26 protein-coding genes and 2 pseudogenes are annotated in these 26,008 nt (G+C 59.4%); 13 read left to right on the top strand and 15 right to left on the bottom strand.

All coding sequences use genetic code 11. From position 1 onward, the window contains the following. Positions 1-79: 79 nt before the first annotated feature. Together AC0Z4S_RS24780 and AC0Z4S_RS24775 are read right to left on the bottom strand one after the other, a co-directional pair. Positions 80-418 carry a helix-turn-helix domain-containing transcriptional regulator gene (locus AC0Z4S_RS24780; protein ID WP_485624932.1) on the bottom strand — a complete coding sequence of 113 codons (339 nt, stop codon included), beginning with the start codon at positions 416-418 and terminating at the stop codon, positions 80-82. Positions 419-422: 4 nt separating this feature from the next. Beyond that, positions 423-737, bottom strand: coding sequence for a type II toxin-antitoxin system RelE/ParE family toxin (locus tag AC0Z4S_RS24775; protein WP_485624931.1), 315 nt, complete (start codon positions 735-737; stop codon positions 423-425). Between the two features lie 687 nt (positions 738-1,424). Here AC0Z4S_RS24775 and AC0Z4S_RS24770 point away from each other — a divergent pair. The 6 genes from AC0Z4S_RS24770 to ggt all read left to right on the top strand — a co-directional run bounded on the left by AC0Z4S_RS24770 (position 1,425) and on the right by ggt (position 5,673). Then, positions 1,425-2,444: an S-type pyocin domain-containing protein gene (locus tag AC0Z4S_RS24770; protein WP_485624930.1), complete on the top strand. Its 1,020-nt coding sequence runs from the start codon at positions 1,425-1,427 to the stop codon at positions 2,442-2,444. Continuing rightward, positions 2,437-2,691 carry a bacteriocin immunity protein gene (locus AC0Z4S_RS24765; protein WP_056790316.1) on the top strand — a complete coding sequence of 85 codons (255 nt, stop codon included), beginning with the start codon at positions 2,437-2,439 and terminating at the stop codon, positions 2,689-2,691. Before AC0Z4S_RS24770 ends, AC0Z4S_RS24765 begins: the two co-directional genes overlap by 8 nt. Before the next feature lie 42 nt (positions 2,692-2,733). After that, positions 2,734-3,009, top strand: a complete 276-nt coding sequence (locus AC0Z4S_RS24760) for a bacteriocin immunity protein (protein WP_485624929.1) — start codon at positions 2,734-2,736, stop codon at positions 3,007-3,009. Positions 3,010-3,106: 97 nt separating this feature from the next. Next, the gene (locus AC0Z4S_RS24755) at positions 3,107-3,373 is read left to right on the top strand and encodes a bacteriocin immunity protein (RefSeq protein WP_485624928.1); all 267 of its coding nucleotides are present in this window, start codon (positions 3,107-3,109) and stop codon (positions 3,371-3,373) included. Next, positions 3,370-3,636: a bacteriocin immunity protein gene (locus tag AC0Z4S_RS24750; protein WP_485624927.1), complete on the top strand. Its 267-nt coding sequence runs from the start codon at positions 3,370-3,372 to the stop codon at positions 3,634-3,636. The genes AC0Z4S_RS24755 and AC0Z4S_RS24750 overlap by 4 nt, the downstream gene beginning before the upstream one ends. 204 nt (positions 3,637-3,840) lie before the next feature. Next, a complete protein-coding gene (gene ggt, locus AC0Z4S_RS24745; protein ID WP_485624926.1) occupies positions 3,841-5,673 on the top strand; it encodes a gamma-glutamyltransferase in 1,833 nt (610 codons plus the stop codon). 73 nt (positions 5,674-5,746) lie between these two features. Here the strand turns inward: ggt and AC0Z4S_RS24740 are convergent, their stop codons facing one another. The 5 genes and pseudogenes from AC0Z4S_RS24740 to AC0Z4S_RS24720 all read right to left on the bottom strand — a co-directional run bounded on the left by AC0Z4S_RS24740 (position 5,747) and on the right by AC0Z4S_RS24720 (position 9,979). Then, entirely contained in the window at positions 5,747-6,379 is a 633-nt protein-coding gene (locus tag AC0Z4S_RS24740) for a LysE family translocator (protein ID WP_485624925.1), read from the bottom strand. A 73-nt stretch (positions 6,380-6,452) separates the two neighbouring features. Further along, positions 6,453-7,052, bottom strand: a complete 600-nt coding sequence (locus AC0Z4S_RS24735) for a flavin reductase family protein (RefSeq protein WP_485624924.1) — start codon at positions 7,050-7,052, stop codon at positions 6,453-6,455. A gap of 182 nt (positions 7,053-7,234) precedes the next feature. Continuing rightward, positions 7,235-7,672: pseudogene (locus tag AC0Z4S_RS24730) on the bottom strand (methyl-accepting chemotaxis protein); the annotation flags it as partial. Between the two features lie 102 nt (positions 7,673-7,774). Further along, positions 7,775-8,461, bottom strand: a pseudogene (locus AC0Z4S_RS24725) (PAS domain-containing protein); the annotation flags it as partial. 204 nt (positions 8,462-8,665) lie between these two features. Then, positions 8,666-9,979 (bottom strand): MFS transporter, encoded by a 1,314-nt coding sequence (locus AC0Z4S_RS24720; protein ID WP_471880212.1) that lies wholly within the window; start codon positions 9,977-9,979, stop codon positions 8,666-8,668. Positions 9,980-10,319: 340 nt separating this feature from the next. Between AC0Z4S_RS24720 and AC0Z4S_RS24715 the strand changes: the two genes are divergently transcribed. Next, the gene (locus tag AC0Z4S_RS24715) at positions 10,320-11,738 is read left to right on the top strand and encodes a short-chain fatty acid transporter (RefSeq protein ID WP_426160041.1); all 1,419 of its coding nucleotides are present in this window, start codon (positions 10,320-10,322) and stop codon (positions 11,736-11,738) included. A gap of 36 nt (positions 11,739-11,774) precedes the next feature. On the opposite strand, the gene AC0Z4S_RS24710 is transcribed toward AC0Z4S_RS24715, so the two are convergent. Both AC0Z4S_RS24710 and AC0Z4S_RS24705 read right to left on the bottom strand, forming a co-directional pair. Continuing rightward, positions 11,775-12,119, bottom strand: coding sequence for a HepT-like ribonuclease domain-containing protein (locus tag AC0Z4S_RS24710; protein ID WP_042609687.1), 345 nt, complete (start codon positions 12,117-12,119; stop codon positions 11,775-11,777). Continuing rightward, positions 12,116-12,406, bottom strand: coding sequence for a nucleotidyltransferase family protein (locus AC0Z4S_RS24705; protein WP_042609686.1), 291 nt, complete (start codon positions 12,404-12,406; stop codon positions 12,116-12,118). The genes AC0Z4S_RS24710 and AC0Z4S_RS24705 overlap by 4 nt, the downstream gene beginning before the upstream one ends. A 217-nt stretch (positions 12,407-12,623) precedes the next feature. Here AC0Z4S_RS24705 and AC0Z4S_RS24700 point away from each other — a divergent pair, with 217 nt between their 5' ends. After that, positions 12,624-13,796 carry a hypothetical protein gene (locus tag AC0Z4S_RS24700; RefSeq protein ID WP_485624923.1) on the top strand — a complete coding sequence of 391 codons (1,173 nt, stop codon included), beginning with the start codon at positions 12,624-12,626 and terminating at the stop codon, positions 13,794-13,796. 175 nt (positions 13,797-13,971) lie between these two features. Then, positions 13,972-14,496 (top strand): SET domain-containing protein, encoded by a 525-nt coding sequence (locus AC0Z4S_RS24695; RefSeq protein ID WP_485624922.1) that lies wholly within the window; start codon positions 13,972-13,974, stop codon positions 14,494-14,496. Positions 14,497-14,505: 9 nt separating this feature from the next. Here the strand turns inward: AC0Z4S_RS24695 and can are convergent, their stop codons facing one another. Continuing rightward, positions 14,506-15,150, bottom strand: coding sequence for a carbonate dehydratase (gene can / locus AC0Z4S_RS24690; protein ID WP_039761245.1), 645 nt, complete (start codon positions 15,148-15,150; stop codon positions 14,506-14,508). 140 nt (positions 15,151-15,290) lie between these two features. Here can and AC0Z4S_RS24685 point away from each other — a divergent pair, with 140 nt between their 5' ends. Next, positions 15,291-15,695: a serine kinase/phosphatase gene (locus AC0Z4S_RS24685; protein WP_471880208.1), complete on the top strand. Its 405-nt coding sequence runs from the start codon at positions 15,291-15,293 to the stop codon at positions 15,693-15,695. A gap of 119 nt (positions 15,696-15,814) precedes the next feature. On the opposite strand, the gene rimI is transcribed toward AC0Z4S_RS24685, so the two are convergent. Together rimI and AC0Z4S_RS24675 are read right to left on the bottom strand one after the other, a co-directional pair. Then, positions 15,815-16,267 (bottom strand): ribosomal protein S18-alanine N-acetyltransferase, encoded by a 453-nt coding sequence (gene rimI / locus AC0Z4S_RS24680; RefSeq protein WP_039761243.1) that lies wholly within the window; start codon positions 16,265-16,267, stop codon positions 15,815-15,817. Then, positions 16,260-17,006 carry an energy transducer TonB gene (locus AC0Z4S_RS24675; protein ID WP_485624965.1) on the bottom strand — a complete coding sequence of 249 codons (747 nt, stop codon included), beginning with the start codon at positions 17,004-17,006 and terminating at the stop codon, positions 16,260-16,262. The genes rimI and AC0Z4S_RS24675 overlap by 8 nt, the downstream gene beginning before the upstream one ends. A 242-nt stretch (positions 17,007-17,248) precedes the next feature. Between AC0Z4S_RS24675 and mksB the strand changes: the two genes are divergently transcribed. From mksB to mksF, 3 genes are read left to right on the top strand one after another with little or no spacing between them, the layout of a single operon-like run. Then, positions 17,249-18,529, top strand: coding sequence for an Mks condensin complex protein MksB (gene mksB, locus AC0Z4S_RS24670; protein WP_189654614.1), 1,281 nt, complete (start codon positions 17,249-17,251; stop codon positions 18,527-18,529). Next, on the top strand, positions 18,519-19,220 hold the full coding sequence (mksE, locus tag AC0Z4S_RS24665) for an Mks condensin complex protein MksE (RefSeq protein WP_016773189.1): 702 nt from the start codon (positions 18,519-18,521) through the stop codon (positions 19,218-19,220). Before mksB ends, mksE begins: the two co-directional genes overlap by 11 nt. Continuing rightward, a complete protein-coding gene (gene mksF / locus AC0Z4S_RS24660; RefSeq protein WP_039761238.1) occupies positions 19,217-22,057 on the top strand; it encodes an Mks condensin complex protein MksF in 2,841 nt (946 codons plus the stop codon). Before mksE ends, mksF begins: the two co-directional genes overlap by 4 nt. A 191-nt stretch (positions 22,058-22,248) precedes the next feature. Here the strand turns inward: mksF and AC0Z4S_RS24655 are convergent, their stop codons facing one another. Genes AC0Z4S_RS24655 through AC0Z4S_RS24645 form a run of 3 tightly spaced genes read right to left on the bottom strand, consistent with a single transcriptional unit; the run spans position 22,249 to position 25,814 of the window. Further along, complete coding sequence (locus tag AC0Z4S_RS24655; RefSeq protein WP_485624921.1) at positions 22,249-24,552, bottom strand: PqiB family protein; 2,304 nt, start codon at positions 24,550-24,552, stop codon at positions 22,249-22,251. Next, entirely contained in the window at positions 24,545-25,168 is a 624-nt protein-coding gene (locus tag AC0Z4S_RS24650; RefSeq protein WP_485624920.1) for a paraquat-inducible protein A, read from the bottom strand. Before AC0Z4S_RS24650 ends, AC0Z4S_RS24655 begins: the two co-directional genes overlap by 8 nt. Further along, a complete protein-coding gene (locus AC0Z4S_RS24645; RefSeq protein ID WP_485624919.1) occupies positions 25,155-25,814 on the bottom strand; it encodes a paraquat-inducible protein A in 660 nt (219 codons plus the stop codon). Before AC0Z4S_RS24645 ends, AC0Z4S_RS24650 begins: the two co-directional genes overlap by 14 nt. Positions 25,815-26,008 lie beyond the last annotated feature (194 nt).

Here is a 26,008-nt window from a genome sequence, read left to right as displayed (position 1 = left end):
ACGCATCCCATCAGGAAAAACGCTGCTGGGAATAACAGAAAGCCTGACACCGAGCCGGGCTTTTGATTGCTACGGTAGATCACGCTGCAGTGTGTTCCTGGTCATCCTGACTGTGAGCGACCACCTTAGACAGACCAAGCCCCACAGCGGACATCACCTTCAGTAGCGTAGAAAGGCCTGGGTTCCCATCTGCAGAAAACTGTCTGTAGAGATTCCCTCTATTGAGTCCGGTTGCGTTGGAGACAGCGGCAAAACCGCCTCTAGCTTCAACCACACGTCTCACCGCGGTGAGAAACACAGACTCACCGCCCTCCTCGTCAATTTCTTCTAATGCTGCAACGAGATATTCGAGAGCGAAATTCTCGTCCGTGCGCAGCATTTCGAGAACACTGTCCTCGTGATTGCTTACGCTTTTCATTGAGCTACCTCTTCAGCGCCTTCCAGATTTCTTTTGATTGATCGATGTCGTGTTGCTGCCTTTGTTTTGTTCCACCGCCCAGCAAAAGCAGAACAAACGTGCCGCAAATGACGTAATACACCCGATATCCGGGACCATGATCGATACGCAGCTCATAGACTGAATCGCCCACAGGGGCATGATCACCAAAATTGCCAAGAGCGGCCCGATCTACCCTCGTAGTGATACGCGCTTTGGCCCTTGAGTCTCGAAGCGAATCAAGCCAGCACTGGTACACATCGACACCATTGTCAGTGTGAGCATGCTGCACTTCATACATGCAGTGTACCTTTAAAGGGACAAACTACCAGCTGATAGCGTTCATCGTGCGGACTGAGTCGTTGGGTGTCGATGGGCGCACACCTCAAGTCCGGGTGATGCCGGGTGCGACTGAAATCAGAATAGAAAAGCAACGAACTCATCCTTCTTTTGAAGCCCCATCCTGGGAACCGTACAGAAACCATCCTTAACCAGCACCGCGTAGGCTGTCGACCTGAATAATCTGTAAGAGAAATCCGGCGTAGTCAGCCATTCAAACGAAAAGACTACAGGCGCGACCGACGATAATTTCGCCTGAAAAAGGCGCAAAACCGCTGGACTGAGATAGCCCTGTAGGAAGCAGGCTTTGCTCACGTAAGAACTGGATTTTTCATCACTTCAAGCACCCGCCCCTCTCTCCCCGAATTGCCCTTCGACCGACAAGCTCCCCTGGCTCGATTCAGCGCCATACAGGGAGTTGGCATGCCTCAATACAAATACCTTCTCGACGATGACTGGTTATTAAATCCGTATAGCGGTGGCAGGGCCTGGTTTACTTTGCTTCCACCGAAAGCGCCGGAGCCGGTGTACATGGCCTGCGCCCAGGCCACGCGAAGACAGGGTCTTTGCCAAGTCCTGCACGCCGGACAACTGGTGTCGCACGGACGCTGGCACTGCCAAGGAGCCAGCCAGCAACTTCGGCAAGATCATGGTCGCCGGCGCCATGCTCATGCCCTCCGCCAGTACCGCTGTAGCGACGGCGATAGGTGCCGACCTGGCTTTGGGGCGTCTGGCCGGCGGCGGGATTTTGCAACAGCGCCTGAACTGGGCCATCCGTGGCGCCGGCGGGCCGGCCAGCGTGTTCGTGCTGGGAATGCTGCCGAGCAAAATGGCCGATGGCACGCTTCACACCGACGAAGAACTACGCCGCATGAGCCGCGCCACCACGCGCGTGCGCTTCCAGTTTCGTCGTGATGCCGAAGATGTTCTGCGGGTCTACGGCATCCACTCCGGCGCCTCTGGCGACGACGCCGTACGCACGGTGAACGTCAAGTGGAACGCCGACAAGACCGCCATGGAGGCCAAGCTCAACGGCATCACCATTCTCTGGACGCCGCAACGCGGGCCGCTGGGGTCGATGCCTCCGCTGGTTTATCCCGACCACGGTGAGGCACTCGACCCGATCCTCGTCCACCCGATCCCGGACAACACCGATAGCCAGATTGAGGGTCTGCCGGGCGAGGATGTAACAGCCGAAGATTGTATTCTGGTGTTCCCGGCGGACACCGGGCTGAAGTCGTTGTATGTGGTTTATTCAAGGCCGGCGAGGCAGACGCCGGGGATCGTTACGGGGGTGGGAGAGGATGTGGCGGGGATATGGCTTGCGGGTGCTGGGACTGGAATTGGTGTGCCGATTCCTACTCGGATCGCGGATAAGCTCAGGGGGAGGGAGTTTTCGAGTTTCGACAAATTTAGGGAGGCGTTTTGGCAGGAAATTGCGAATGATCCAGAGCTGTTCAGTCAATTCAAACGAACCAACCAAAGTAAGCTTACAGATGGCAAAGCACCATTTGCTCCGATGCCAGAGCATCACGGGGAGAAGGCCAAGTACGAACTCCATCACATCGAACACATCCGCCATGGAGGCGCTGTTTACAATGTAGATAACTTGGCCGTAATTACGCCGAAACGGCATGTGAAAATACATAAGGAAAATAAAGATGACTGAAAAATCTACTTTCTCGGATTATACGGAACAAGAGTTCATTGCCTTGCTTGAGCGCATCATTGGCAATGATGAGAACGAGGAGGAAGAAAGCAAACTTGTATTTCATTTCAATTCCATTTGCGGACACCCCAGAGGATCTGACTTGATTTTTTATCCTGAAGACGACGCAGACGATTCACCAAGAGGCGTGACCGAGACCTTAAAAAAATGGCGCGCAGCCAATGGACTGCCTGGATTTAAGCAATAAGCAGCTATCCTTCCAGTAAAAATCAATAACTCGAGGGCAGAGGTGAGTCTAATTTTATTTAAAAGAAAAATTTCGGCTTACACCGAAACCGAATTCGTCGCGCTGCTACAAGAGATCGCGAAAGAGGATGAAGAAGCTGAAAACGATGATCGTGCTGATTTACTGTTGGCGCACTTCGAGACAATCAGCGAGCATCCAGCAGGATCAGACTTGATCTACTACCCGGAGCCTGGTGCTGATAATTCCCCTGCGGGGGTAATGCAAAGTGTCAGGGAATGGCGAGCAGCACAGGGATTGCCGGGGTTCAAGGACTCTTGATAAGTCGTGTCGTTGAGGGTTCGAGCCATCGAGTTAACTTTGGCTGTCACGATTTATTGCGTCTCAACACATCCAAGATTCGTGCATGAGATAGGCAATGGCAACGGAATTCCTTATTAAAGACGATTTTTCAGATTACACCGAGCAAGAATTCATCAAACTCCTTGAGCGCATTATCGGAAATGAGGGGAGAGAAGAAGATGAAAGCAAGCTCGTCCTTCACTTCAATTTGATTTGTGGACACCCAACAGGAGCCGATTTGATTTTTTACCCTGAAGATGGCGCCGATGACTCGGCACAGGGGATCATTGACTCATTGAAGAAATGGCGTAGTGACCATGGGCTGTCGGGCTTCAAGCAATGATAAAAAAGCGCACCAAGCAAAGCATATCCGACTACACCGAAGCAGAATTATTGAAATTTGTGCAATCTGTTCTTGCAGCCAACACAAGCCCAGACGAGATTCTCGATCCGCTGTTGTTTGAATTTGAACGTCTGTGTGAGCACCCAGCGGGCACTGACCTTATCTATTGGCCCGAGGATATGAAACAACAAACAGCCGAGGGCATTACCAAAATTGTGAAGGACTGGCGTTCTACCCGTGGTCTGCCGGGCTTCAAGCAATAAATTACCCTGCAATACTCTCAAGAAGATCGCACCGCCTGAGCTACCGCTTTCGCGAGCAGGCTCGCTCCCACAAGGGCATCGTTTTCGGCCGATCGATTGACGCCGCCGCTGAGCGGGAGGGCTGTAATCCTCACGCAGTTTGCACCCCGCCGGCCCGCTCGATAAAGTCCCTCAAGACTTCTACCCCACGGACGGAGAGCCCGCGTGTTTCCAGCCCAGCCCTTGAAGCGCTTTCGCCTGCCAGCCCTGACACTGCTTGTCAGCGCTCTGACCCTCACCGCATGCAACGCCCCGCCCTCTTCTTCGTTGCCGCTGGCACCGGAAGCCGCTTCCGGTTATCGCACTGATCTGCAAACCCGTCATGCCAATGAACACATGGCCGCTGCTGCCAATCCGCTCGCGGCCGAAGCCGGGCGGGAGATGTTGCGTCAGGGTGGTTCGGCGATTGATGCGGCGGTTGCGATGCAGGCGGTGTTGACGCTGGTTGAGCCGCAGTCTTCCGGGATCGGTGGCGGGGCGATGATTGTGTTGTGGGATGGCAAGCAGGTGCGCACCTATGACGGCCGCGAAACGGCGCCGGCCGGGGCCACCGAGAAGCTGTTCCTGAAGGCTGACGGTAAACCGATGGCCTTCACGCAAGCGCAGATTGGCGGCCGCTCGGTGGGTACGCCTGGGGTGTTGCGCGCGCTGGAGCTGGCGCATCGGCAGCACGGTCGCTTGCCATGGGCGAAGCTGTTTGAGCCGGCGATCAAACTGGCCGAACAAGGCTTTGCAATTTCCCCGCGTCTGCATTCGCTGCTGACTGCCGATCCACTGATACGCCAGTCGCCAGACATGGCCGCGTACTTCCTCAATGACGATGGCAGCGTTAAAGCTGTCGGCACACGCCTGCAAAACCCGAAGTTGGCCGCCGTGTTCAAACGCATCGCCAGCGAGGGTGCCGATGCGCTGTACAAAGGTCCGATCGCCGAAGAGATCGTCGCCAGGGTTCAACAGCACGCCAACCCCGGCAGCCTGTCGCTGACCGATTTGCAGCGTTATCAGGCCAAGGAGCGCGCGCCGCTGTGTACCGATTACAAGCGCTGGCAGGTCTGCGGCATGCCGCCACCGTCGTCAGGCGGGATTGCCGTGGCACAGATTCTCGGCACGTTGCAGGCGCTGGAGACTCGCGATCCACGCCTGTCGCTGACGCCGCTCAAACCAGTGAACACCAATAGGCCGGCCGGCATGGAACCGGCGCCGCAAGCGGTGCATCTGATCGCCGAGGCTGAACGTCTAGCCTATGCCGACCGTGCGCAATACGTGGCCGACACCGACTTCGTCCCGGTGCCGGTCAAAGGTCTGCTCGATCCTGCCTACCTGGCCAGCCGCGCCAGCCTGATCGGCGAGCGCAGCATGGGCAGCGCCAAACCGGGCACACCGCCGGGCGTGCAGGTTGCCTACGCACCGGACCGCTCGCCGTTGCGCATCTCGACCTCGCAAGTGGTGGCGGTGGATGACCTCGGCGGCGCCGTGTCGATGACCACCACCATCGAAGCCGCGTTCGGCTCGCACCTGATGGTCCAGGGTTTTCTGCTGAACAACCAGATGACCGACTTCTCGTTCATCCCCGAAGAGAACGGGCAGAAAGTCGCCAACCGCGTCGAACCCGGAAAACGCCCACGTTCGTCGATGGCGCCGACGCTGATCTTTGATCGCAACACTGGTGAATTTGTCGCCACGGTCGGCTCCCCCGGCGGCTCGCAAATCATCGAATACGTAGCCAAAACCACCATCGGCCTGCTCGACTGGAACCTCGACGCACAAAGTGCGATCAACCTGCCCAACTTCGGCAGCCGCAACGGCCCGACCGAACTGGAACAGGGGCAGTTCAGCCCGGCGCTGATTCAGGCGTTAAAAGCCAAAGGCCACACGGTCAGTGAAATCGACATGACCAGCGGCACCCAAGCGATCGTTCGGGTGAAGGATGCACAGGGCAAAGCGACATTGACGGGGGGAGCTGATCCTCGGCGTGAGGGAGAAGCGTTGGGGGATTGAGTATTACGAAGTGAGCAGAAAAGGCTTACCGGGAGGTAGGCCTTTTTTTGCGCACAGCGATTGCTCTCATCGATCAGCGATTCGCCACCAAATGCACCCCAAATAACAAATAGCACCCACCTGCCAACCGATCCAGCCACTGGCGTGACCGCTCGTAGACCCTGGCAATCCGGCGGCTGGCGAAGAACAGTGCGACGCTGCAATACCAGCTGAACGACAGCGTGGCCATGGTCAGCACGGCCAGCGCCAGCAGGAGCGGCGGCACGTGGGGCGGCATGGCGGTGGCGAAGATGGTGGCGACAAAGAGTGCCGATTTCGGGTTAGTCATGTTGCCGAGGAAACCGCGAGCGTAGACGCCGAAATAAGTCTGCCGGGGCGCAGCCGGCGTACCGGGGACAATCGCAGCCTTGCGCTTGAATTGCTTCAGCCCCAGATAAATCAGGTAGCAACCGCCGGCAATCTTGAAGCCTAGATAGAGGGTTGGCGCGGCGCTGAACAGCGTCTTGATTCCCAAGCCGCCGGCAAGGCCCCACAGCACCGTGCCGGTGGCCACGCCCAGCGCAGCCACCACGCCATGTCGGCGCGAGTGACTGGCCGCGAGTTGCGCGATGTTGAAGAAATTCGGCCCGGGCGTGACCACCGCCACTGTCCACAACAGCGCCAGCGACAGCAAAGGGGCAAGATAACCGGCAACAGAAACGTCCATGAGCGTTGCGCCTGACAGGTGAAATGAGACGTCTACCTTGCTACATCCGCTGACGCTTTTCCATCAACACCAGTTAAACCCCAAGCGTCTTGCCATCCACCCCATCCCCAATCGTCAGGAAATGCCCGCCTGCAACATGGTGCAACGTGCGCAATCCATCCTGCCCTTCGAAATGCCAACGCCCATCGCTGAACACACGCTCGTCAGCCTGGGCGGCGATGACTTCGGCGAGGAACAGGTCGTATTGCTCGTGATTGCGCGGCTCCGGCAGCAGGCGGCATTCGAGCCAGGCGACACAGCCTTCCAGCAGCGGCGCTTCAACCTGTTCGCCGGCGAAGGTGTGCAGGCCGTACGCCTGAAATTTGTCCTGTCCCTGGTTGCGGGTGATTTCCAGGCCGGAGGTGTTGCCGACGGTTTGCACGATATCGGCCTGGTTGACGCACGGCACGTTCAGCACAAAGGTGCCGGAGGCTTCGAGCAACTGGCGGGTCCAGGTGGATTTGTCGAGGACGACGGCCACTTTCGGCGGTTCGAAATCCAGCGGCATGGCCCAGGCGGCGGCCATGATGTTGCGTTGGCCGGCATGGGAGGCACTGACCAGAACGGTCGGCCCGTGGTTGAGCAGGCGATAGGCTTTGTTCAGGGGCACCGGACGGCGGTGAGAGTCGCTCATGGGAATCTGCTCCGGGGGAAAAGGAGCCGATTGTAGCGCCAGCCCCGAAAGATCTGTTGGTGGAAAACTGTAGGAGCTGCGGAACGCTGCGATCTTTTGATCCTGGCCCTGATGCTTGAATTCAAATCAAAAGATCGCAGCCTCGTTTCACTCGTCAGCTCCTACAGGGATCGGCGTGCAGGTCAGTGAGAGAGCTGATTGGCAAACTGCCCCACCGCATCCACCACTTTCTGCGCGCCGTCCTGAATCTCGACGATCACCGTGCCCGCCTCCGCCGCCAGCGCCAGGCCTTGTTCGGCCTGAAGCTTGCCGTCGGTCATCAGTGCCACGGCGCTGCGGGCCATTTCCTGGTTCTGCCGCACGACGCCGACGATTTCGTCCGTCGCCTGGCTGGTGCGCGAGGCCAGTTGCCGGACCTCGTCCGCAACCACGGCAAAACCGCGGCCCTGCTCGCCGGCACGGGCGGCTTCGATGGCAGCGTTGAGCGCCAGCAGGTTGGTCTGTTCGGCAATGCCGCTGATGGTTTTGACGATGGTGCCGATCACCAGCGACTGCTCGTTCAGCGCCTCGATACCTTCACCGGCGGCCTGCATGTGCCGGGACAGGTCACGCATCACGTTCACCGCTTCGGTGACCACCGTGGTGCCACGTTGCGCGGTGCTGTCGGTTTGTTGCGAAGTGCTATAAGCGATGCTGGCCGCGTCGGCAACCGCCTGCTCGCGGTTGACCTGATCGGTGATCACCGTGGCGAACTTCACCACTTTGTACAGTTTGTCGTTGGCATCCACCACCGGGTTGTAGGACGCCTCCAGCCACACCGTACGACCGTGGCTGTCGATACGCTTGAAGCGCCCTGCGACGAATTCACCGCTGTTCAAACGGCGCCAGAAGTTCTGGTACTCAGCGCTGTTGTATTCTTCCGGGGCGCAGAACGTACGGTGATGTTTACCTTTGATCTGCGCCAGGCTGTAACCCATGCCGTTGAGAAAGCGATCATTGGCGCTGAGCACATTGCCGCTGAGGTCGAATTCGATCACGGCGGTGGAACGCACCAGTGCGCCAATCAGGTTTTCATGCTCGCGGGAAGCTTCGATGGTGCGGGTCAGGTCGCTGGCGTAGAAGGAGATGTGTCTGATCCGGCCATCGGAGGCGCGCACGGGCTGCACGATCGAACGCAGCCACGCCTCGCTACCATTGCCGCGCAACAGGCGCACGGCGCCGGCGAAATGCTCGCCACGGCTCATGGAGTTTTTGAAGCGCTGGTGGAATTCGTCGGTTTTGACGTGGGCCGGGACGATGTCTTCGATTGCCCGACCGATCAAGTCCTGACTCTTGTAGAACATTTCATTGAGAAAATTCTGGTTGACCGAACGAATCCGCCCGTCGGGCTCAAGGGTCAGCGCGAGCATTTCGCTTTCCAGGCTTTCCTTCACTTGTACAAGGCTGGAGAGTTCTTCACGGAGAGCGGCCAGCTCTTGCTTCAAGCGATTATTGAACATGGGAAAGCACCGATGGCAGGGTAGTAAGCGGATACAACCTAGCCATCGGCCTGGCGGAGTTTTTCTAAAGCGGGCTCACGACCCGTCAGTCGAAAATAGTCCGGCGCTTGCGGCTCAGGCAGCGCCCGCGACCTGACACGGTCCGGTACGTGGCATGCGCGCAGCGAAATACGCCGCCGTCAAAATCCCCACCGCGCCCATCACCGCACAGAAGATCACGCAGACCCACGGGCTCCACGGCATCAGACCAATCAGCAGCAGCGGTGAGATACTTGCCCAGGCGGCGTAGGCAATGTTGTAGGTGAAGGAAATGCCCGACACGCGAATCCGCGCCGGGAACAACCCGACCATTACCGAAGGCACCGCACCCACTACCCCACAAGCCAGACCGGCCACGGCATAAGCAATGCCGATCCACTGCCCGCCCATGATCAGACAGCCATACAAAACGCCAATGCCCAGCGGCAGCAACAGGCTGTAGAGCATGACCGTGCGCCAGGCACCAATACGATCGACCAGCAGACCGGCGATCACGCAGCCGATATTCAGGAAGACGATGCCCAAGGCACTGAGGCCGAAGGTGTGGCTGGCCGTCATGCCGAAGGTTTTCTGCATCATCGTCGGGGTGATGACCACGAACACCACCACCGCCGAGGTCAGCACACAGGTGAGCAACATTGCCGGCAACATGGCCAGGCGATGTTCGCGCAACACCGTGCGCAGCGGCAGCTCGACCCGCGCCTCGCGTTGCGCCTCCATGGCCATGAACACCGGGGTTTCGCTGAGCCAGCGGCGCAGATAAACGCCCACCACACCGAACACGCCACCCAGCAGAAACGGATAGCGCCAGGCGTAATCGAGGATTTCGGCGGGAGTGAACACCTGTGCAAGGAAGGTCGCGGTGAGTGCGCCGATCAAGTAACCGAAGGTCAGGCCGGCCTGGAGAAAGCCCAGGGCGTAACCGCGATGCCCGGCCGGCGCGTGCTCGGCGACGAACACCCAGGCACTCGGTACTTCGCCACCCACCGCCGCGCCTTGCAGGATGCGCAGCGCCAGCAACAGCAAGGGCGCGAAATAGCCGATCTGCGCGTAGGTCGGCATGATCCCGATCAACAGGCACGGCAGCGCCATCATCAGGATGCTCAGGCTGAAGACTTTCTTGCGGCCCAAGCGGTCGGCGAAATGCGCCATCAGAATCCCGCCCAGCGGCCGCGCCAGATAACCGGTGACGAAGATGCCGAAGCTTTGCAGCAGACGCAGCCACTCGGGCATTTCCGGGGGGAAGAACAGCTGGCTCAGGGTCAGCGCGAAGAACACGAAAATGATGAAATCGTAGATCTCCAGCGCCCCGCCGAGCGCGGCGAGGCCGAGGGTTTTGTAGTCGGCACGGCTGAACGGCGCCGGTCGGGCTGGAGAATTGGCAGTCATGACAAAGAACTCAGGCATCGGCAAAAACCAAGGCGCCCATGGTCTACGCAAATGCGCGGATCGACAACCCGTCAGACCATAGTCTCGGTTTGCGAAAACCTGCTCAACAAATGGACGGCGCTTGATTTACTGTTAGGGCCTGTCTGCCGGGTCACAATTTACCAACCACCATGAATCCGTGTGGGAGCGAGCTTGCTCGCGAAGAGGCCGGTACATTCAGCATCACTGTTGACTGACCTGACGCCTTCGCGAGCAAGCTCGCTCCCACAAGGCGCGGTGACATTGCTGAAATTGTGGCCCGCCAGGCCAAAATAACCATAAAAAATCCGAGGTACATCCCGTGGCCGTTGATATCGAAGATAGCCGCTCCGCGCGCTTTGCCCTGCGCTGTTCAAATTTTGCCGAACGCTGGTTTCCCGATTCCTGGGTATTCGCCGCGTTGGCCGTGATCATCGTTGCGCTGGCCACTCTGGCCATGGGCGCCAAACCCACCGCTGCAGCGATGGCCTTCGGCGACGGCTTCTGGAGCCTGATCCCGTTCACCATGCAGATGGCCTTCGTGGTGATCGGCGGCTACGTCGTCGCCAGCTCTCCGCCCGCAGTCAAACTGATCGACAAACTGGCACGCATCCCGAAGAACGGCCGCTCCGCCGTGGCTTGGGTGGCATTGATCTCGATGGTCGCATCCTTGCTCAACTGGGGTCTGTCGCTGGTGTTCGGCGGGCTGCTGGTACGCGCCCTCGCCCGCCGCACCGATCTGAAGATGGATTACCGCGCGGCCGGAGCTGCGGCGTATCTGGGCCTCGGCGCGGTGTGGGCGCTGGGTCTGTCATCGTCGGCCGCACAGTTGCAGGCCAACCCCGGCAGCCTGCCGCCGTCGATCCTGTCGATCACCGGCGTGATCCCGTTCACCGAAACCATTTTCCTCTGGCAGTCCGGCGTCATGCTGCTGGCGCTTATCGTGATCTCGATCATCATCGCCTACGCCACCGCGCCCGGGCCGAACTCGGCACGCGACGCCGAGGCCTGTGGCATCGACCCGGCCTTCAACCTGCCACCGCTGCAACCGCGCACTCGCCCCGGCGAATGGCTGGAACACAGCCCGTTGCTGATCATTGTGCTGGTGCTTCTGGCGGCGGGATGGCTGTTTCACGAGTTTTCGACCAAACCGGCAATTACCGCGATTTCCGGCCTGAACACCTACAATTTCCTGTTCATCATGCTCGGCGCGCTGCTGCACTGGCGCCCGCGCAGCTTCCTTGATGCCGTGGCCCGCGCGGTGCCGACCACCACTGGCGTGTTGATCCAGTTCCCGCTGTACGGCTCGATCGCCGCGCTGATGACCACAGTCAAAGGCGCCGACGCGCAAACCCTCGCGCATCACATCTCGACTTTCTTTGTCAGCATCGCCTCGCACGACACCTATGCGCTGCTGATGGGCGTGTATTCGGCGATTCTCGGATTCTTCATCCCGTCCGGCGGCGGCAAGTGGATCATCGAAGCGCCCTACGTCATGCAAGTCGCCAACGACCTGCAATACCACCTCGGCTGGGCGGTGCAGATCTACAACGCGGCGGAAGCGTTGCCGAACCTGATCAACCCGTTTTACATGCTGCCACTGCTGGGCGTGCTCGGGTTGAAGGCGCGGGATCTGATTGGCTTCTCGTTCGTGCAACTGCTGGTGCACACGCCGCTGGTGCTGCTGTTGCTGTGGGCGCTGGGGACGACATTGGCGTATACGCCGCCGGTGATGCCGTAGGTAGACTTTAATACGCCTGTCTGCGGACAGGCGTATTCAACCTTGAGCGGTCGGAAGGGACTTCAACAGTGCAGGCAACGCAACCTGAACGGTTTCCCAGACAACGTCCAGATTGATATCGAAATAACCGTGAGCAATTCGATTACGCATCCCACGCATGCTGCGCCACGGCACCTGCGCGTTTTCAACAGTGAGCTCAGGGTAACGATCCATGATCTTGGTCGCTGCCTCTCCAATGATGATCAGGCTCATGATCACCGCTTGTTGCGTTCTCTTATCTTCAGCGAATTCATCTTTGTTCAGGCCCTCGACGAAGATAAGCGCATCGCTCGCGGCCTGACGAATATGTTCAAGATAATCATCTCGCCGGTTCTCTTTCATACGGGTCGCGCCTGATCAAGCACCTGCTGACGAAATTTCACTGGCAGGTCGCCGGGGGTCAGCACCTCGACCGCAACACCCAGCAGGTCTTCAAGCTCAACCTGAAGTCCGCCCAGATCAAAAAGCGTCGTGCCGGGCAGCGGGTCAACCAGCAGATCGAGATCGCTACCGTCCAGATCCGTCCCCAGCAATGCTGAACCAAATACACGCGGGTTGGCCACACGAAAGCGCCCGATCACTTCGCGGACGGCGGACCTTTGCATGTCGAGAGCAGTAGAAGGCTTCATGACTCACCCTTGGAAAATTCGATGTCGCTGCAGTCTAGCAGTGCGGACACGCACCAGGCAGCGTGCTTGTTGGCACAGCCGTAACAATATGTGCGCTGCTTGGGTAATACCGCATTCAGGCAAGAATCCACACTCAACCGCTTTTCTGTCAAACACCACTGATCCACTATGAAGCGCCCCCAAATCGGGGGGAACCCACGCTGAAAAGGATCTGAGCATGCTCAAACTAGCAGGACTTACCCTCACCGCGCTCACGCTAAGCGCCGCCGCCCACGCCGATGTCGACGTGAAACTGGGCAGCACCGAGCGCGTCACGCGGCTCTTCGCCTACCCCAACAATTGCAGCGTGATCTGCTTCCGTAACTGGACGCTGGAGCAGACCGTCGCTCACTACCTGAGCCAAAGCGTGCAGCGCGATGGCTACACCGATGCCAAGGTGCTGGTGAAAACCGACAACGGTCAGCTCTACGCCGAGATCACCGGAGTGCCCGACGGCTACGACAAGCCGCTGTCGGCGTTACTCGACGCCGGCGATCTGGCTTATACCGGCGCCAGCAAGCTGAATGCCGACGGCAAATGGGCCTATAGCTGGTATCTGTTCCTGCCGCTGGGCATGGCCCTGGAAAATCGTAAAAGCGTCGAGCTGCTGCACTTCCCGCCCGATTACTCGCTGACGCAGGCGCAGGACTATCTGCGCTCCAATACCACCGATCGCTGGGCAACCTTGCTGACCGATAACGGCATCCCCGCCGAGCAGACGCCGGCTTACCAGACCATCATCGACATCGCCCCGATCGCCGCGCCGTCCAATGCCGGCGGTGATCTGGAGGACGTCTACGACTACTTCAAGGATTACCAGACCACGCTGGTCAAGCAGTTCAGCCAGACCGCCAGCGGCACGACGCTGCCAATGGTTGCGTTCGGTGCGCCGGTGCGTAACTGGATCAAGGAGCAATACGGGCCGACGGTGGGCGTATTGGGGTTGGCAAGCATCAGTCCAAGCGAAGGGGTGAATGTGCCAGTGCTCGGCTCGAATCACCCGAGCTATATCTGGTACGTCGCCGATCCGAAGAGCTATACCGGCGACGATGCCCAGGCCAAGGCTGACGCGGCGGGCCTGAAAGTCATGGGCCAGGACTTGAGCGCCGCCTGCTGGCAGGCCGGGATGGGGAGCAAACCGGGCAGCGATGCGCAGGCCACGCTGAACAGTTGCACGCAAACATGGCAGGTGACGCAAAAGGTCAGAACCTGTGAGTTGTTCTACACCTCGATCCGCGATCTCAGCGCGGAACAAGCGGCTGCCAAGTGCGCCACGCCACCGGTCAAGACACAACTGCAACAGCTGAAAGCGCCACTGCCTGCGGCCGCCGCGCCCGCACCTGCTCTGTAATCGTTGCCGCAGCACCCCCGTGTCAGCCAATGCTGACGCGGGATAACGGCGATCGCGCCTGTCAGGTTTGACAGTAGACCTGATGTTGCAATTGCGCGACGCTTGGATCCAATCATGCGTCGCCAGACGACGCATGGGCACAATCCGGAGGCAATACCTACCAACAAGGATCGTTATGAACAATCAAGCCATGGGCGGCCATCCCCCACGCGACACCGAAGGCATCTACCCTTTTGCCAGACTCCCCGTGCGGCTGGGCTTTCCATCCTGCGACGACTTTCAGATCATCCACAACAAACACGGCATGGCCACGGCGGTGCTCGCGCGCCGGGAGTTTCTGCGAATCAGCCGAATGTGCCGGGTTTCCGGGCAGCTACTGCCCTATCGCGGTCGACAGACACGACAGTTGCAAACCGGCATCCACATTTACGACCCGCGCTTTTGCGGAGTGCTGGAACACGCCTGCGATCCGAACGTGTTTCTCGATATGAGTGAGCTGTGGTTGTGGGCATTGAAAGATATCCACAGCGGCGAACGCCTGAGCATCGACTACGCCTCGACCGAAGACAGACTGCTGCGCCAGTTCGCCTGCGATTGCGGCTCGCCGCGCTGCCGTGGATGGATCACCGGTTACGATGAGCCACCCACGCTGGAAGGTCAGCTGTTCTTGCAGCGCTGGCGCCACTCGGGGCTGCGCTGAGAGCGCTTGTTAAGGCGCGCCGACCGGACGCAAGCGGTATTGCGGCGGCAACTGCTCGAAACCACTGATGGTGGTGTTCAGACTTTTCCAGCGGCCGTCCTTGATGCCATAGATGCAGCCGTGGATCGACAAGGGCTGCCCGCGGTGCCAGGCGTTCTGGATGATGCTGGTGTGCGCGACGTTGGCCACTTGCTGGATCACGTTGAGTTCGCACATCCGGTCGACCTGCTCTTCTTCGGTCGCCAACTTGGCCAGTTCTTCGCGTTTTTCGTAGTACAGATCGCGGATCGAGCGCAGCCAGCCGTCGATCAGGCCGAACTGGCGATCCTGCATCGACGCGCGCACACCGCCGCAGCCGTAATGGCCGGTAACGAGGATGTGTTTGACCTTGAGCACGTCAACCGCGTACTGGATCACCGACAGGCAGTTGAGGTCAGTGTGCAGCACGACGTTGGCGACGTTGCGGTGCACGAACAGATCACCCGGGAGCATGCCGACGATTTCATTGGCCGGCACGCGTGCGTCAGAGCAGCCGATCCACAGGTATTCCGGGGTCTGCTGGCGCGCCAGTTTGGCGAAGAAATCCGGGTCTTCCTTGGTGATCGCGTCAGCCCAACGCTCGTTGTTATCAATCAGGTCTTGTAGATCGTGCATGGATAAGGCCTCAAGAAAGATGCGCAGGTTTGATAGACGACCACCCGTCGAAGTCACGCCACCAGCGCAAAGTGTTTCCGTTGGAATTCTCGCGCGCCCGGTGAGTCCACTCAGTAAGGCCCACAGTATGAGGAATTGCCATGACTGATTCACGACGCCCTTATGATGCGGTGCAACCGGAACCCATCGATGATAACGAAGACCGCATGGGCTCGGTGCACGAGCTGGATTTCGACGAAGACGAGCCCAGCGCAAAGATCGGTGATGAGCTGCCCGAGCGTGAACGTGAGCAACTGATGCCCGAGGAACGCGTGCGTGAGGCGGGTCTCACCGGGGCTTCGGTAGATGATCACCAGCCGACCGACGATGACCTCAGCCCGGAGACGTTGATTCGTGAGGATGGTGCACGCGATGCCGATGAACCTGGCGAGGACAATCCGGCGGATTGGGATTTGAGCGAGGTCGGTGAAAATGACATCGGCGGCGGTGACGGACTGGACGAGGCGGAACTGGCGGATCTGGATCCCCTGAATGGCAAGCGCTGATCTGCTGATTTGAAAATCGCACCCTGTAGGAGCTGCCGAAGGCTGCGATCTTTTGATTCTGCTTTGGTTTTTGCAAAAACAAGATCAAAAGATCGCAGCCTTCGGCAGCTCCTACAGGGCTAATCTACCAAGGTGCAGGCCATCACCACCGCATCCTCACGCCCGCCCACCGCCGGATAATAATCGCGACGCCGGCCAATCTCGTTGAAGCCATAACGTTCGTATAGCTTGAATGCCGCGGTATTGCTGTCGCGCACTTCGAGAAAACACTCCCGAGCCTCGGCCGCATACGCTCGCGACATCAAATGCTCAAGCAGTGTCAGCCCCAAGCCACGGCCCTGATTTTCCGGCTTCACGGTGATATTGAGCAGGTGCGCCTCATCAAGAATGATCTGCACCACGCCGTGGCCCACCTGCTGCTGCCCTTCGAACATCAGCCAGATCTGGTATTTGCCCAAGCCATCGAGAAAAATGCCCCGGGTCCACGGATGGCTGTACGCGGCGTATTCGATCTTCAGCACAGCGTCCAGGTCCGCCTCGGTCATCGGGCGAAAGGTTACAGCCTCACTCATCGGATTGTTTCCAGCGCGCCATCAGCCGACGCATGGCTTGCCACACAGCAGCCTTGCGCTGTGGCTCTTCCATTAACAGTTCCAGACCGGGAATCGCCCAGGCCAGGCCCAGACCTTCGATCTGCAATTCAGTATTGAATGCTTCGGCGTCCGCCTCCCCGGCGAACTTCACCGCCGGCAAGCCGATCAGCCATAAACAGGCACAGGGCGCCGCTTCCATCTGCACCGAGAGGAAACCCTGCACGAAGTCGCGCGCCGCTTCCGGGCCCTGATCGAGCGTGCCGCGGTTGAGCCAAGGCCAGCGCACCGGTTCGCCGACGATCTGCGGTGCATCCGGCAGACCAGCGGCGCGCAGCATGTCTTTGAGCAGCAGGTAGGCCGGATCGCGACTCTGGAACGCTTCGCCTGTGGGTAACTCGACCAGCAGCAGACACCGTCCGGCGCGCAGCAATTGCAGGGCAAACCGCGGAGGCGGCACGGGCGCCGGCTTGACTACCACCGGCGTCTCGTCGACTTCTTCCACCGGTTTCGCGCCGTTGCGGGTGCTGGCCAGCGACGGACGCGGCACTTCGATTTTCGGCCGCTCGGCCGGGCGCGCCGCAGGCTGCGCCGGTGCTTCGGCCTGAGGCGCCGGAGCAACCGGTACCTCAAGCTCAGGCTCGGGCATTTCCAGCAGCTCGGGCCGCGACGGTGCGGCAAATGGCAGTTCGGTGCGCGGCAACCAGTTGACCACCTGCATGGCGTTCAAATAGGCGCGGCGGCGGGACTCGATAAGCAAAGGTCGGCCACTTGTGGATAACGGAAAGTGCGCTGATTCTACCGCCCTTCGCGCAAGATCGCTTGCTGTTGATCGACAGCCTGCGCTGCACCGCGCCGCTGCGCTTTGGGCAAAGAATGCGACAGCCCGTCCCGAGAGTGAATCGCCGCGCCTGTGATGCAGTACAATCGCCGCTTTTAATCGCCAACCAGCCGGCCATTCCGATGATCGAACCCAAGCGCGTCTTGCGCGCCCTCGCTGAACACTGGGCACTTCTGGAGCCACTGTGCGAGCACTTCGACCAAGGCACCCTGAGCCTCAACGAACTGCGCACGCAACTGGCCGCCCAACAACTCGACAGCACGCCGCAGGACATCACCAGCCTGCTCGACGTGTGGATTCGCCTCGATATTCTGGTTCCGGTGGCGAAAAGCCCGAACCGTTTCGAGCTCAACGCGCAGATCCACGACTTCCTCGCCTACCTGCGCCGCGAACACCGGCTCGGTCTGTGCCTGGAAATCGAAGCCTACCTGCGTCACCTCGAGCGTCTGGCCGGTTATATCCAGGACGCCTTCGACGTTCGCGACGGCAACGACTTGGCGCGCCAGTTGCGCTTGCTCGACATGCGCGTGCGCGACGTACTGAAGAAACTCGACAACGACGAACAGGCGCTGGTGGCCGTGGCCGAACGCGCGAAGACCAGCGACCGGCAGATTCCGCTGCGTCAGCGTTACGCCGAAGTACTGGCTACGTGGGACGAATACGTCGAGCCGATGATCGATCTGGTCAACGCCGACGGCGCCTTCGAGCAAGGCGTGCGCAAAGTCGAAACCGTGCTGCTGAAAATGCTCAGCGAACAGCAGCGCCTCGGCCATCTGGTCGATGACGACATGCTCCTGCGCACCCACGCGCGCATCCTCGAAATGCAGACCAGCGCGCAACTGACCCTGCGTCATGCCCGCGAACTGCTGCTGCCGTTGCGTGAAGAAGCGCGTCGGCATAACGCCGTGACCCGCGGCGCCGCACTGGCGCTGGCGGCAATCCGGCGTAAAGGCATCGACGCCGTGCCGCAAGCGGCGATGCCGCTGTTTACCCGTCCGCAGAGCACCTTTCTTGGCAGCGCCAGTCAGGTCGAAGCCTACGTCTACGCGCTGGCGCGATTCGAACCGAAACCGGCGCGCTTCCCCAAAGCGCACAAAACCCAGAAGGCTGGCGACGCTCCCCGTGCACCACGCACCGTGCGCGAGATGGTCGATCGTTGCGAAGAGTCCTTGCCGATGCCGGATCTGATGACCTGGCTGCTGGAGCAGGAACCGGACGGCGCCACCGACGAATTGCTTTACTGGTTCTCGCGCCTGTCGCGGGAAAAACGCTTCAAGCGCGAGCGTCTGGAACGTCGCGAATACCACACTCATGAGCACCAGGTCAGCCTGCGCTCCTTCGCCCTGCTCTCGGCCAGCGATACCGCCGCCGAGGATTCTGCGAGCATCCCCCATGCATCTTGATCTATCCGAACTGTCGCAACTGGCGCCGATCTTCCGCGAGTTGTTCAAGGGTTACCACGTCAGCCGCCGTGATCCCGAGCTGTACGCACAACTGTCGAATTTCCAGGACCAATACCGCACGCTGTTCAAGGCGCTGGGCTTTGAACTGGTCTGCGACACCCGTGGTTTCTACTATTTCGTGCCGGACATGGCCGCCGCCGCGGTGAACAAGACTGCCCAGCGTCTGGCGCTGTTCACCTTCATCCTCGTCGAACATCTGGCCGATCAGGGCCGCGACCCGATCGCCGTGCTCGACGGCGGCAGCCTCGGCCGCGAAGAATTGCCGTCGCTGCTGGACAAGTACCGCGACCTGTTCATTCAGGCCGAAGTGCAGACCGTTGAAGAACTCGAAGAAAAAATCATGCGCCGCATGACCCAGCTCGGTTTTGCCGGCGAAGAAAACGGTGTCTACCGCTTCCTGCCGCCGATGCATCGCTTCCTTGATGTGTGCCTGTCGGTGCAACAGGACCGCGATCTGGCGGCCAGTGTGCACAGCGTATTGCCGCTGCCAGCACCGGTGCTGATCGACGAAGAAGCCGAAGCGAAATTCCTCGAAACCGACGATCCGCTCGATCTTTCCGAATTTGAAGAAGAGAGCGAAGAAGACGCACTGGCCCGCGCCATTGCCGAAGAACAGGAGTCCGACGCATGAGCCAGGAACGCTACGGCATCCGCCGCTTTGCCCTTTTAAATACCGCCGGTTACAGCCTCGGCCTGTTCCCGCTGGAAGAACCGCTGTCGGTCTACGGCGCGAACAACCTCGGCAAGTCGGCGTCGATCAACGCTTTGCAGTTCCCGATTCTGGCGCGCATGTCCGACATGAGTTTCGGCAAGTACAGCCTCGAACAATCGCGGCGCTTCTACTTCGCTTCCGATACCAGTTACATCCTCGTCGAAGTCAACCTGCCCCACGGCCCGCACGTGATCGGTGTGGTCGGTCGCGGCCCTGGCGGTGGTTTCGGTCACCAGTTCTTCGCCTATGCCGGCAAGCTCGATCTGGCGCATTACCAGAAAAACGACACCTGCCTGCGTCAGAAAGAGCTGTTCAGCAATCTCGAAAAAGAAGGCCTGAAAGCCTACGAACTCAAGCCCGACGAACTGCGCCGTTTGCTGGTCGGCGGCCACACCTCGATCCCGCTCGACCTGACGCTGATCCCGCTGCGCTCCACCAGCGAGCAGAGCCTGAAGACCTTCCGTGCGCTGTTCATCAACCTGCTGCACATGCGCGAAATCACCGCGGCCAAGCTCAAGCAACTGTTCCTCGATGCTTTCGAACACAGCTTGCGTTCCGGCAGCGTCGATTACATCGCCGCGTGCGAAGAAGCCTTCCGCGACGTGCGGCGCATGGAGCAGGACTACAACTCGCTAGTCGCCGCCGGCCCATTGGTTGAAGCGCTGGCCAACGGCGTGAAACAGCGTGACGTACTGCGCGGCAAACTGCATCGCCTGTCGCCGCTGCTCGATTCCTTGCTCGGCACCTGGTCGGACTACGCCACGGCGCGCAAGGAAGAGCTGACCATTCAGGCCGAGCATTACCGTCGCGAGCAGGACGACCTGCAAAACGATCAGCGTGGCGGCACCCAGGAACTGATGCGTCTGGAGCGGGAAATTTCCGGCATCCAGCGCTGGCTCGGCGAGCTCTCGGTGTTGAAGAATCGCTTCGCCCTGGTCGATGACGTCAAAGTGCTTGAGCAACAATTGCTCGCCGCCAAGGACGCCCACGACGAACTCGCCGGTGCCTTGGCGCAGTCGCGTCAGTTCAGTGCCGAGGATCTGGAAGAGCGTCTGCGCGATCTGGAGAAACGCCTGAAGTCGGTGAAGCAACAACTCGATCATGCCGACAACAACAGCTATGCCCGCCTGCGCGAAGAGTTTTCGCAACAGGACGTCGAGCGCCTGATGCGTCTGTTCAACAGCGCGCTGTTCAGCCTGCCGCTGGGCGAGCACGGCATCACCCTCGACGAGAACGGCGAGTGGGTCAAATCGGTTGAGCTGATTCTCGATGGTTTCAAAGGCGAGCGCTTCGAAGTGCCGGGCCTGTCCATCGACATCTCGCACATTGAGCCGCCGGCCCTACAAGCCTTGGCTGACCGCGCGGCGCTGCGCGATCAGAAAGAGCGTCTGGAAAAAGAACTCAAGCAACTGAAAACCCAGCAAGCCGTGGCCGCCGACCGGGCCGCGAGCAAGACCCAGACCGAAGCGCTGTACCAGCAGGTGTTGGACGCACAGAAGGCGCTGGAAGATTTCCGTCGCACCCAGACGCTGAGTGCCGAAGAAGGCGACAAGCTCGAGCAACTGGCGCAGATGGAAGCCGCGCAGGACGAACTCAAACGCTCCAGCGATGCCTTCACCGAGCGCGTCCAGCAACTGTCGGCCAAGCTGCAACTGGTCGGCCGGCAGATCGCCGATATGGAAGCCAAGCAACGGACTCTCGACGATGCCTTGCGCCGTCGTCAGTTGCTGCCCGCAGATCTGCCGTTCGGTACGCCGTTCATGGATCCGGTCGACGACTCGATGGACAACCTGCTGCCACTCCTCAACGACTATCAGGACAGCTGGCAGGGTCTGCTGCGTGCCGATGGCCAGATCGAAGCGCTGTACGCGCAGGTTCGCCTCAAAGGTGTGGCCAAGTTCGATAGCGAAGATGACATGGAGCGCCGTCTGTCGCTGCTGATCAACGCTTACGCGCACCGTACCGACGAAGCCCTGACGTTGGGCAAGGCGCGTCGCGCGGCGGTCACCGACATCGCCCGCACCCTGCGCAACATCCGCAGCGACTACGACAGCCTCGAGCATCAACTGGCGCTGTTCAACCGCGAGATCAACAAGCGTCAGGTCTCCAACCTGCAGAGCTTCCGCATCGTGCTTGCGCCGAACAAGGAAGCCCTCAAGCACATCGACCAGATCATCCACAGCGCCGGCCAATACGAGGAAGGCGAAACCCTTTCGGTGTTCGACCTGAGCCAGAGTGCCGAGCAGGACAACAAGAACGAAGAGGCCAAGGAATACCTGGCGCGGCTGGTGGCGGCGAACCACAACCAGCTCGGTCTCAAGGACTTGTTCGAACTGGCCTTCGAGATTACCAAGGTCAATGGTCAGCCAGTTATCCACACCGACATCGACGGCGCAGCCTCTAACGGTACGACCATGACCATCAAGGCGCTGACCAACATGTACTTGTTGCTGCACTTGATGGATCGCGATCTGGCCGGTCGTGTGCGTCTGCCGTACTACCTCGACGAGGCGGCGGACATCGACGAGAAGAACCAGGCAGCGTTGCTGGAAACCAGCCTGCAACTGGGCTTCGTGCCGATTCTGGCGAGTGTGAAGCCGCAAGTCTGCGCCAGTGTCGCAATCGACCTGGAAGGCGGCAGCGGCCCGGCGGGGATCTACATCGATGAGGCTGACTGGAAGTACATCCGCCGGCATGATGTGGTCAAGGCCACGCTGAATGTGCAGGCGGATGAGCCGGAGCTGGATGCGGTTTGATCGGCTTTAGCTGAAGCTAATAAAAAGGGCCGCGATCTGATGGGATCGCGGCCCTTTTTTATCGCCTGGGATTTGGGTTGAATCAGAGGGCCTCTTCGCGAGCAAGCTCGCTCCCACATAGAAACGCATACAAAATGTGGGAGCGAGCTTGCTCGCGAAGGCGTCTTGATAGACGCCCCATAAACTTCAGGTTACTTACCGAGCTGAATCTTCGGCGCCCAGGTCAGCCATTCATCCTCGAACTTGTCGAACAGCGGGAACGTCTGCTCGGCCCGCGCCGGGTTGCCCATACGCTCACCGTCCGGTGTGGCGAAGGCAATCCCGCCCTGAATCAGTGTTTCCAGCGATTCGGTTCGCACCGTCACGCCTTTGAACAAACCATAATCGAAGCCCACACCACTGGTGTTCCAGAAGCGGCTGCCGCTGCGCACCAGTGGCGCGTACTTCGGCTCGATCAGGATGTGCACCAGTACACGGTCAGCCGTCTGGCCCAACTCATAACCGGTCACCTTGCCGACCGTGATTTCACGGTAGGTCACTGGCACGCCAGGCTTCAGCGAACCGCGACGTGCAGCGCTCAACACCAGACTCAAACCCGCTTCCTGCTTAGTAACTTCCGGCGCCTCGGCCAAGGCAATAAAGTTTTTCTGCGGCCCGAGGTTTTTCGCCGCCGGCTGGACTTCGATGTATTTGCCGGTGACCAGCGTTTCCAGATTCTGCGTCTTGATCAGTCCCAGCTCCGGCTTGACCACCCAGAATTGACTACCGACTCGGGCAATCTTCTCCGGCACTTCAGTGATGCGCGCGGTGAGAATCACAGACTGCATGTCGTCGGTCAGATCAACGCTTTCGATCTTGCCGACATCCAGCCCTTTGAAGCGCACCGGCGTACCGCTGCTCAAACCGTCGGCGCGATCGACTTTGATGGTCACCACTGCGCCTTTCTTGTTCGCCTCGTCGTGATCGGCGAAGAGACGGAAGCGCGGGATGCGCTTCTTCAGCGGCGCATGGGCTTGCGGCGTTTCGAAGGCGATACCGCCGGCCATCAGGGTTTGCAACGATTCACTCTTCACCTGAATGCCGCCGGTCAAGCCACCCGTGAGGGTAATGCCGCTGACATTCCAGAAGCGCGTCGAGGCGTTGACCAGGTTTTCGTATTCCTTCTCGATGTGCACGCCAATGACCAGTTGCTTCTTGGTTCGGGAGAACTGGTAGCTCTGCACCGAACCGACCTTGACCTGCTTGTACAGAATCGGGCTGCCGACATCGATCGAGCCCAGCGAATCAGTGAACAGTACCAAGTGCAGCCCCGGCGAACGCAGATCCAGCGGCGGTGCTTTCGGTCGCGCCTCGAACTCGCGTTTCGGCGCAGCGCCTTTGTCACCTGGGCGCACGGCGATGTAATTACCTTTCACCAGCGCTTCCAGACCGGTAATACCGGCGAGAGAAATCGACGGTTTGACCACCCAGAACTGCGTGCCCTCAACCAGATAGTCTTCGGCCAACGGATCAAGGGTCAGCTCGGCGGTGGCACTGTTCAGGTCCGGATCGACCTTCAGCGCCTTCAGGTTGCCGACCTGAATGCCCTTGTACATCACCGGCGTGCGACCAGCCTGGAGGCCTTCGAAATCGCTGAGTTTGACCTTCACGCGAATCCCGGCAGCGGCGGCGTCGAAGTCCTCATAGAGACGGAATGGCAGGCTCGGGTCAGTCGGCGGGCTGTCTTTGCGATTCTCCGGCGTCGCGAAAGCGATACCGCCGGCGACGATACTGGCCAGGGATTCGCTGCGCACCTTCACACCGGAGAGGTTGGCGTCGATGCTGATGCCGCTGGCGTTCCAGAAACGCGTGTGTTTGCGCACCAGTTTGGCGTAGGTCGGCTCGATGAATACTTTCAGTTCAACGGTGCTCTGGTCTTCGGACAGCACGTAGCTTTTGACCTGGCCGACTTTGATCTGCTTGTAGAACACCGGGCTGCCGCGATTCAACGAGCCGAGGCGATCAGCCTTGATGGTCAGGTGCAAACCCGGCTTGGCGTCAGACAGCGGCGGCTCTTCGGCCAGTGCCTTGAACTTGCGCACCGGCTCGCCTTCACCGGGACTGATCGCTACGTAGTTACCCGAGACCAAGGTTTCCAGGCCGGTGATACCGGCCAGAGTCACGCTCGGTTTGACCAGCCAGAATCGCGTGCTGGTTTTGAGGTATTGCTCGACATCCTTGTTCATTTCGATGGTGGCGATCACACCTTTGGAGTTGCCTTCATCGTCGAGCTTGAGCGTCTTGACCTTGCCGACCGACATGCCTTTGTAGACAACCTCAGTCTTGTTGGCCTGGATGCCTTCGCCACTCTCAAAACGCACCTGAATTTCGATGCCGGTTTCCGACCAGGCACGCCAGCCCAGCCAGCCGCCGATGATCAGCGCGATCAGAGGCAATACCCAAATGGCAGACCAGTTCGAAGCCGGTCGGGTTTTCGCTACAGGCAAATCAGTCATGGTCGTCGTCCGACTCCGTGTTATCCCAAATCAGTCGGGGATCGAAAGTTACTGCGGCGAGCATCGTCAGAATCACCACAGAGGCGAAGGCGACGGCGCCCAAGTTGGCTTCGACACTGGCTATCCTGCCGAAGTTGACGACCGCCACAAGAATGGCGATCACGAAAATATCGAGCATCGACCAGCGGCCAATGAACTCGATGAAACGGTACATCCAGATGCGCTGACGGGCCGACAATGGCTGCCGACGCTGTACGGAAAACAGCAACAACGCGATGCCGACCAGTTTGAACGTGGGCACCAGAATACTGGCGATGAACACCACGCTCGCGATCGGGATCATGCCGTGCTGCACCAGTTCAATCACCCCGGACATGATCGTGCTCGGTTCACCCTGGCCCAGAGAGCTGACCGTCATGATCGGCAAGACGTTGGCCGGAATATAGATAATGGCTGCCGTGATCAACAGCGCCCAGGTTCGGGTCAGGCTGTTCGGTCGACGAGCATGAACCTGCGCGCCGCAACGGCTGCAGTTCTGCTCGTCGACGTCAGCTTCCTGCTTGTTCAGCTCGTGGCATTCGGTGCATACCAGAATGCCCGCATCAATCGCCCGCATGGACATCCTCTCCTGATAATGCCTGCCAGATCTGATGCGGTGACATCACCACCTCCAGCCAGACTTGTACCAATAACAAGCCAATGAAACATGCCAGTCCGAGGCCGACGGTGATCGCTGCCATATCTGCCAGCTTCACGATCGCAACGAGGACGCCCATGAGGTAGACCTCGAGCATGCCCCAGTCTCTGAGGTGGTGGTAAATACGATAGAGCAGCAAGCCATAACCGCGGCCGACATTGAAGCGAATCGTCAGCAATACAAACAACTGGCACAGCAGCTTTAGCAACGGTATCGCCATACTGCAGAGGAAGACGACAATCGACACTCCTTGCATGTCGGTATTGAACAGACCGACCACACCACTCCACACCGTATCCTGCGACGATTGCCCGAGGATATTGAGTTGCATGATGGGCAAAAAGTTTGCCGGTACGTAAAGCAATAACGCCGCAATCACCAGGGCGAGGCTGCGCTGCACCACGTTATGGCGGTGGGAATACAACTCGTAGCCGCAGCGCGGGCAGAGGGCCTTCTCACCATGGGCAAGTGTCGGCTTGCGCATCAGCAGGTCGCACTCGTGACAGGCTATCAAGTCTTCCAGCGGTAAATCTGACAGCCCGGGGGCGTCAACCGATTCTGACATACAGGCTCTGACTCCGAAAAAGATGGGGCTATTCTAGTGTTCTGATTCGAAAATAACTGTGCAATTTTGTTCGCCGCAGCCCTGAAAAACTTTCTCGCGGGCAAAACAAAACCCCAACTGCTTTCGCAATTGGGGTTTCGGAATTTAATCTTGACGATGACCTACTCTCACATGGGGAAACCCCACACTACCAT

It is taken from the genome of Pseudomonas sp. 1L-B-1-E-C1, assembly GCF_057291835.1.
Note: the sequence above shows the minus strand (reverse complement) of the source record. Positions and strands in the feature narration are given on the sequence as shown.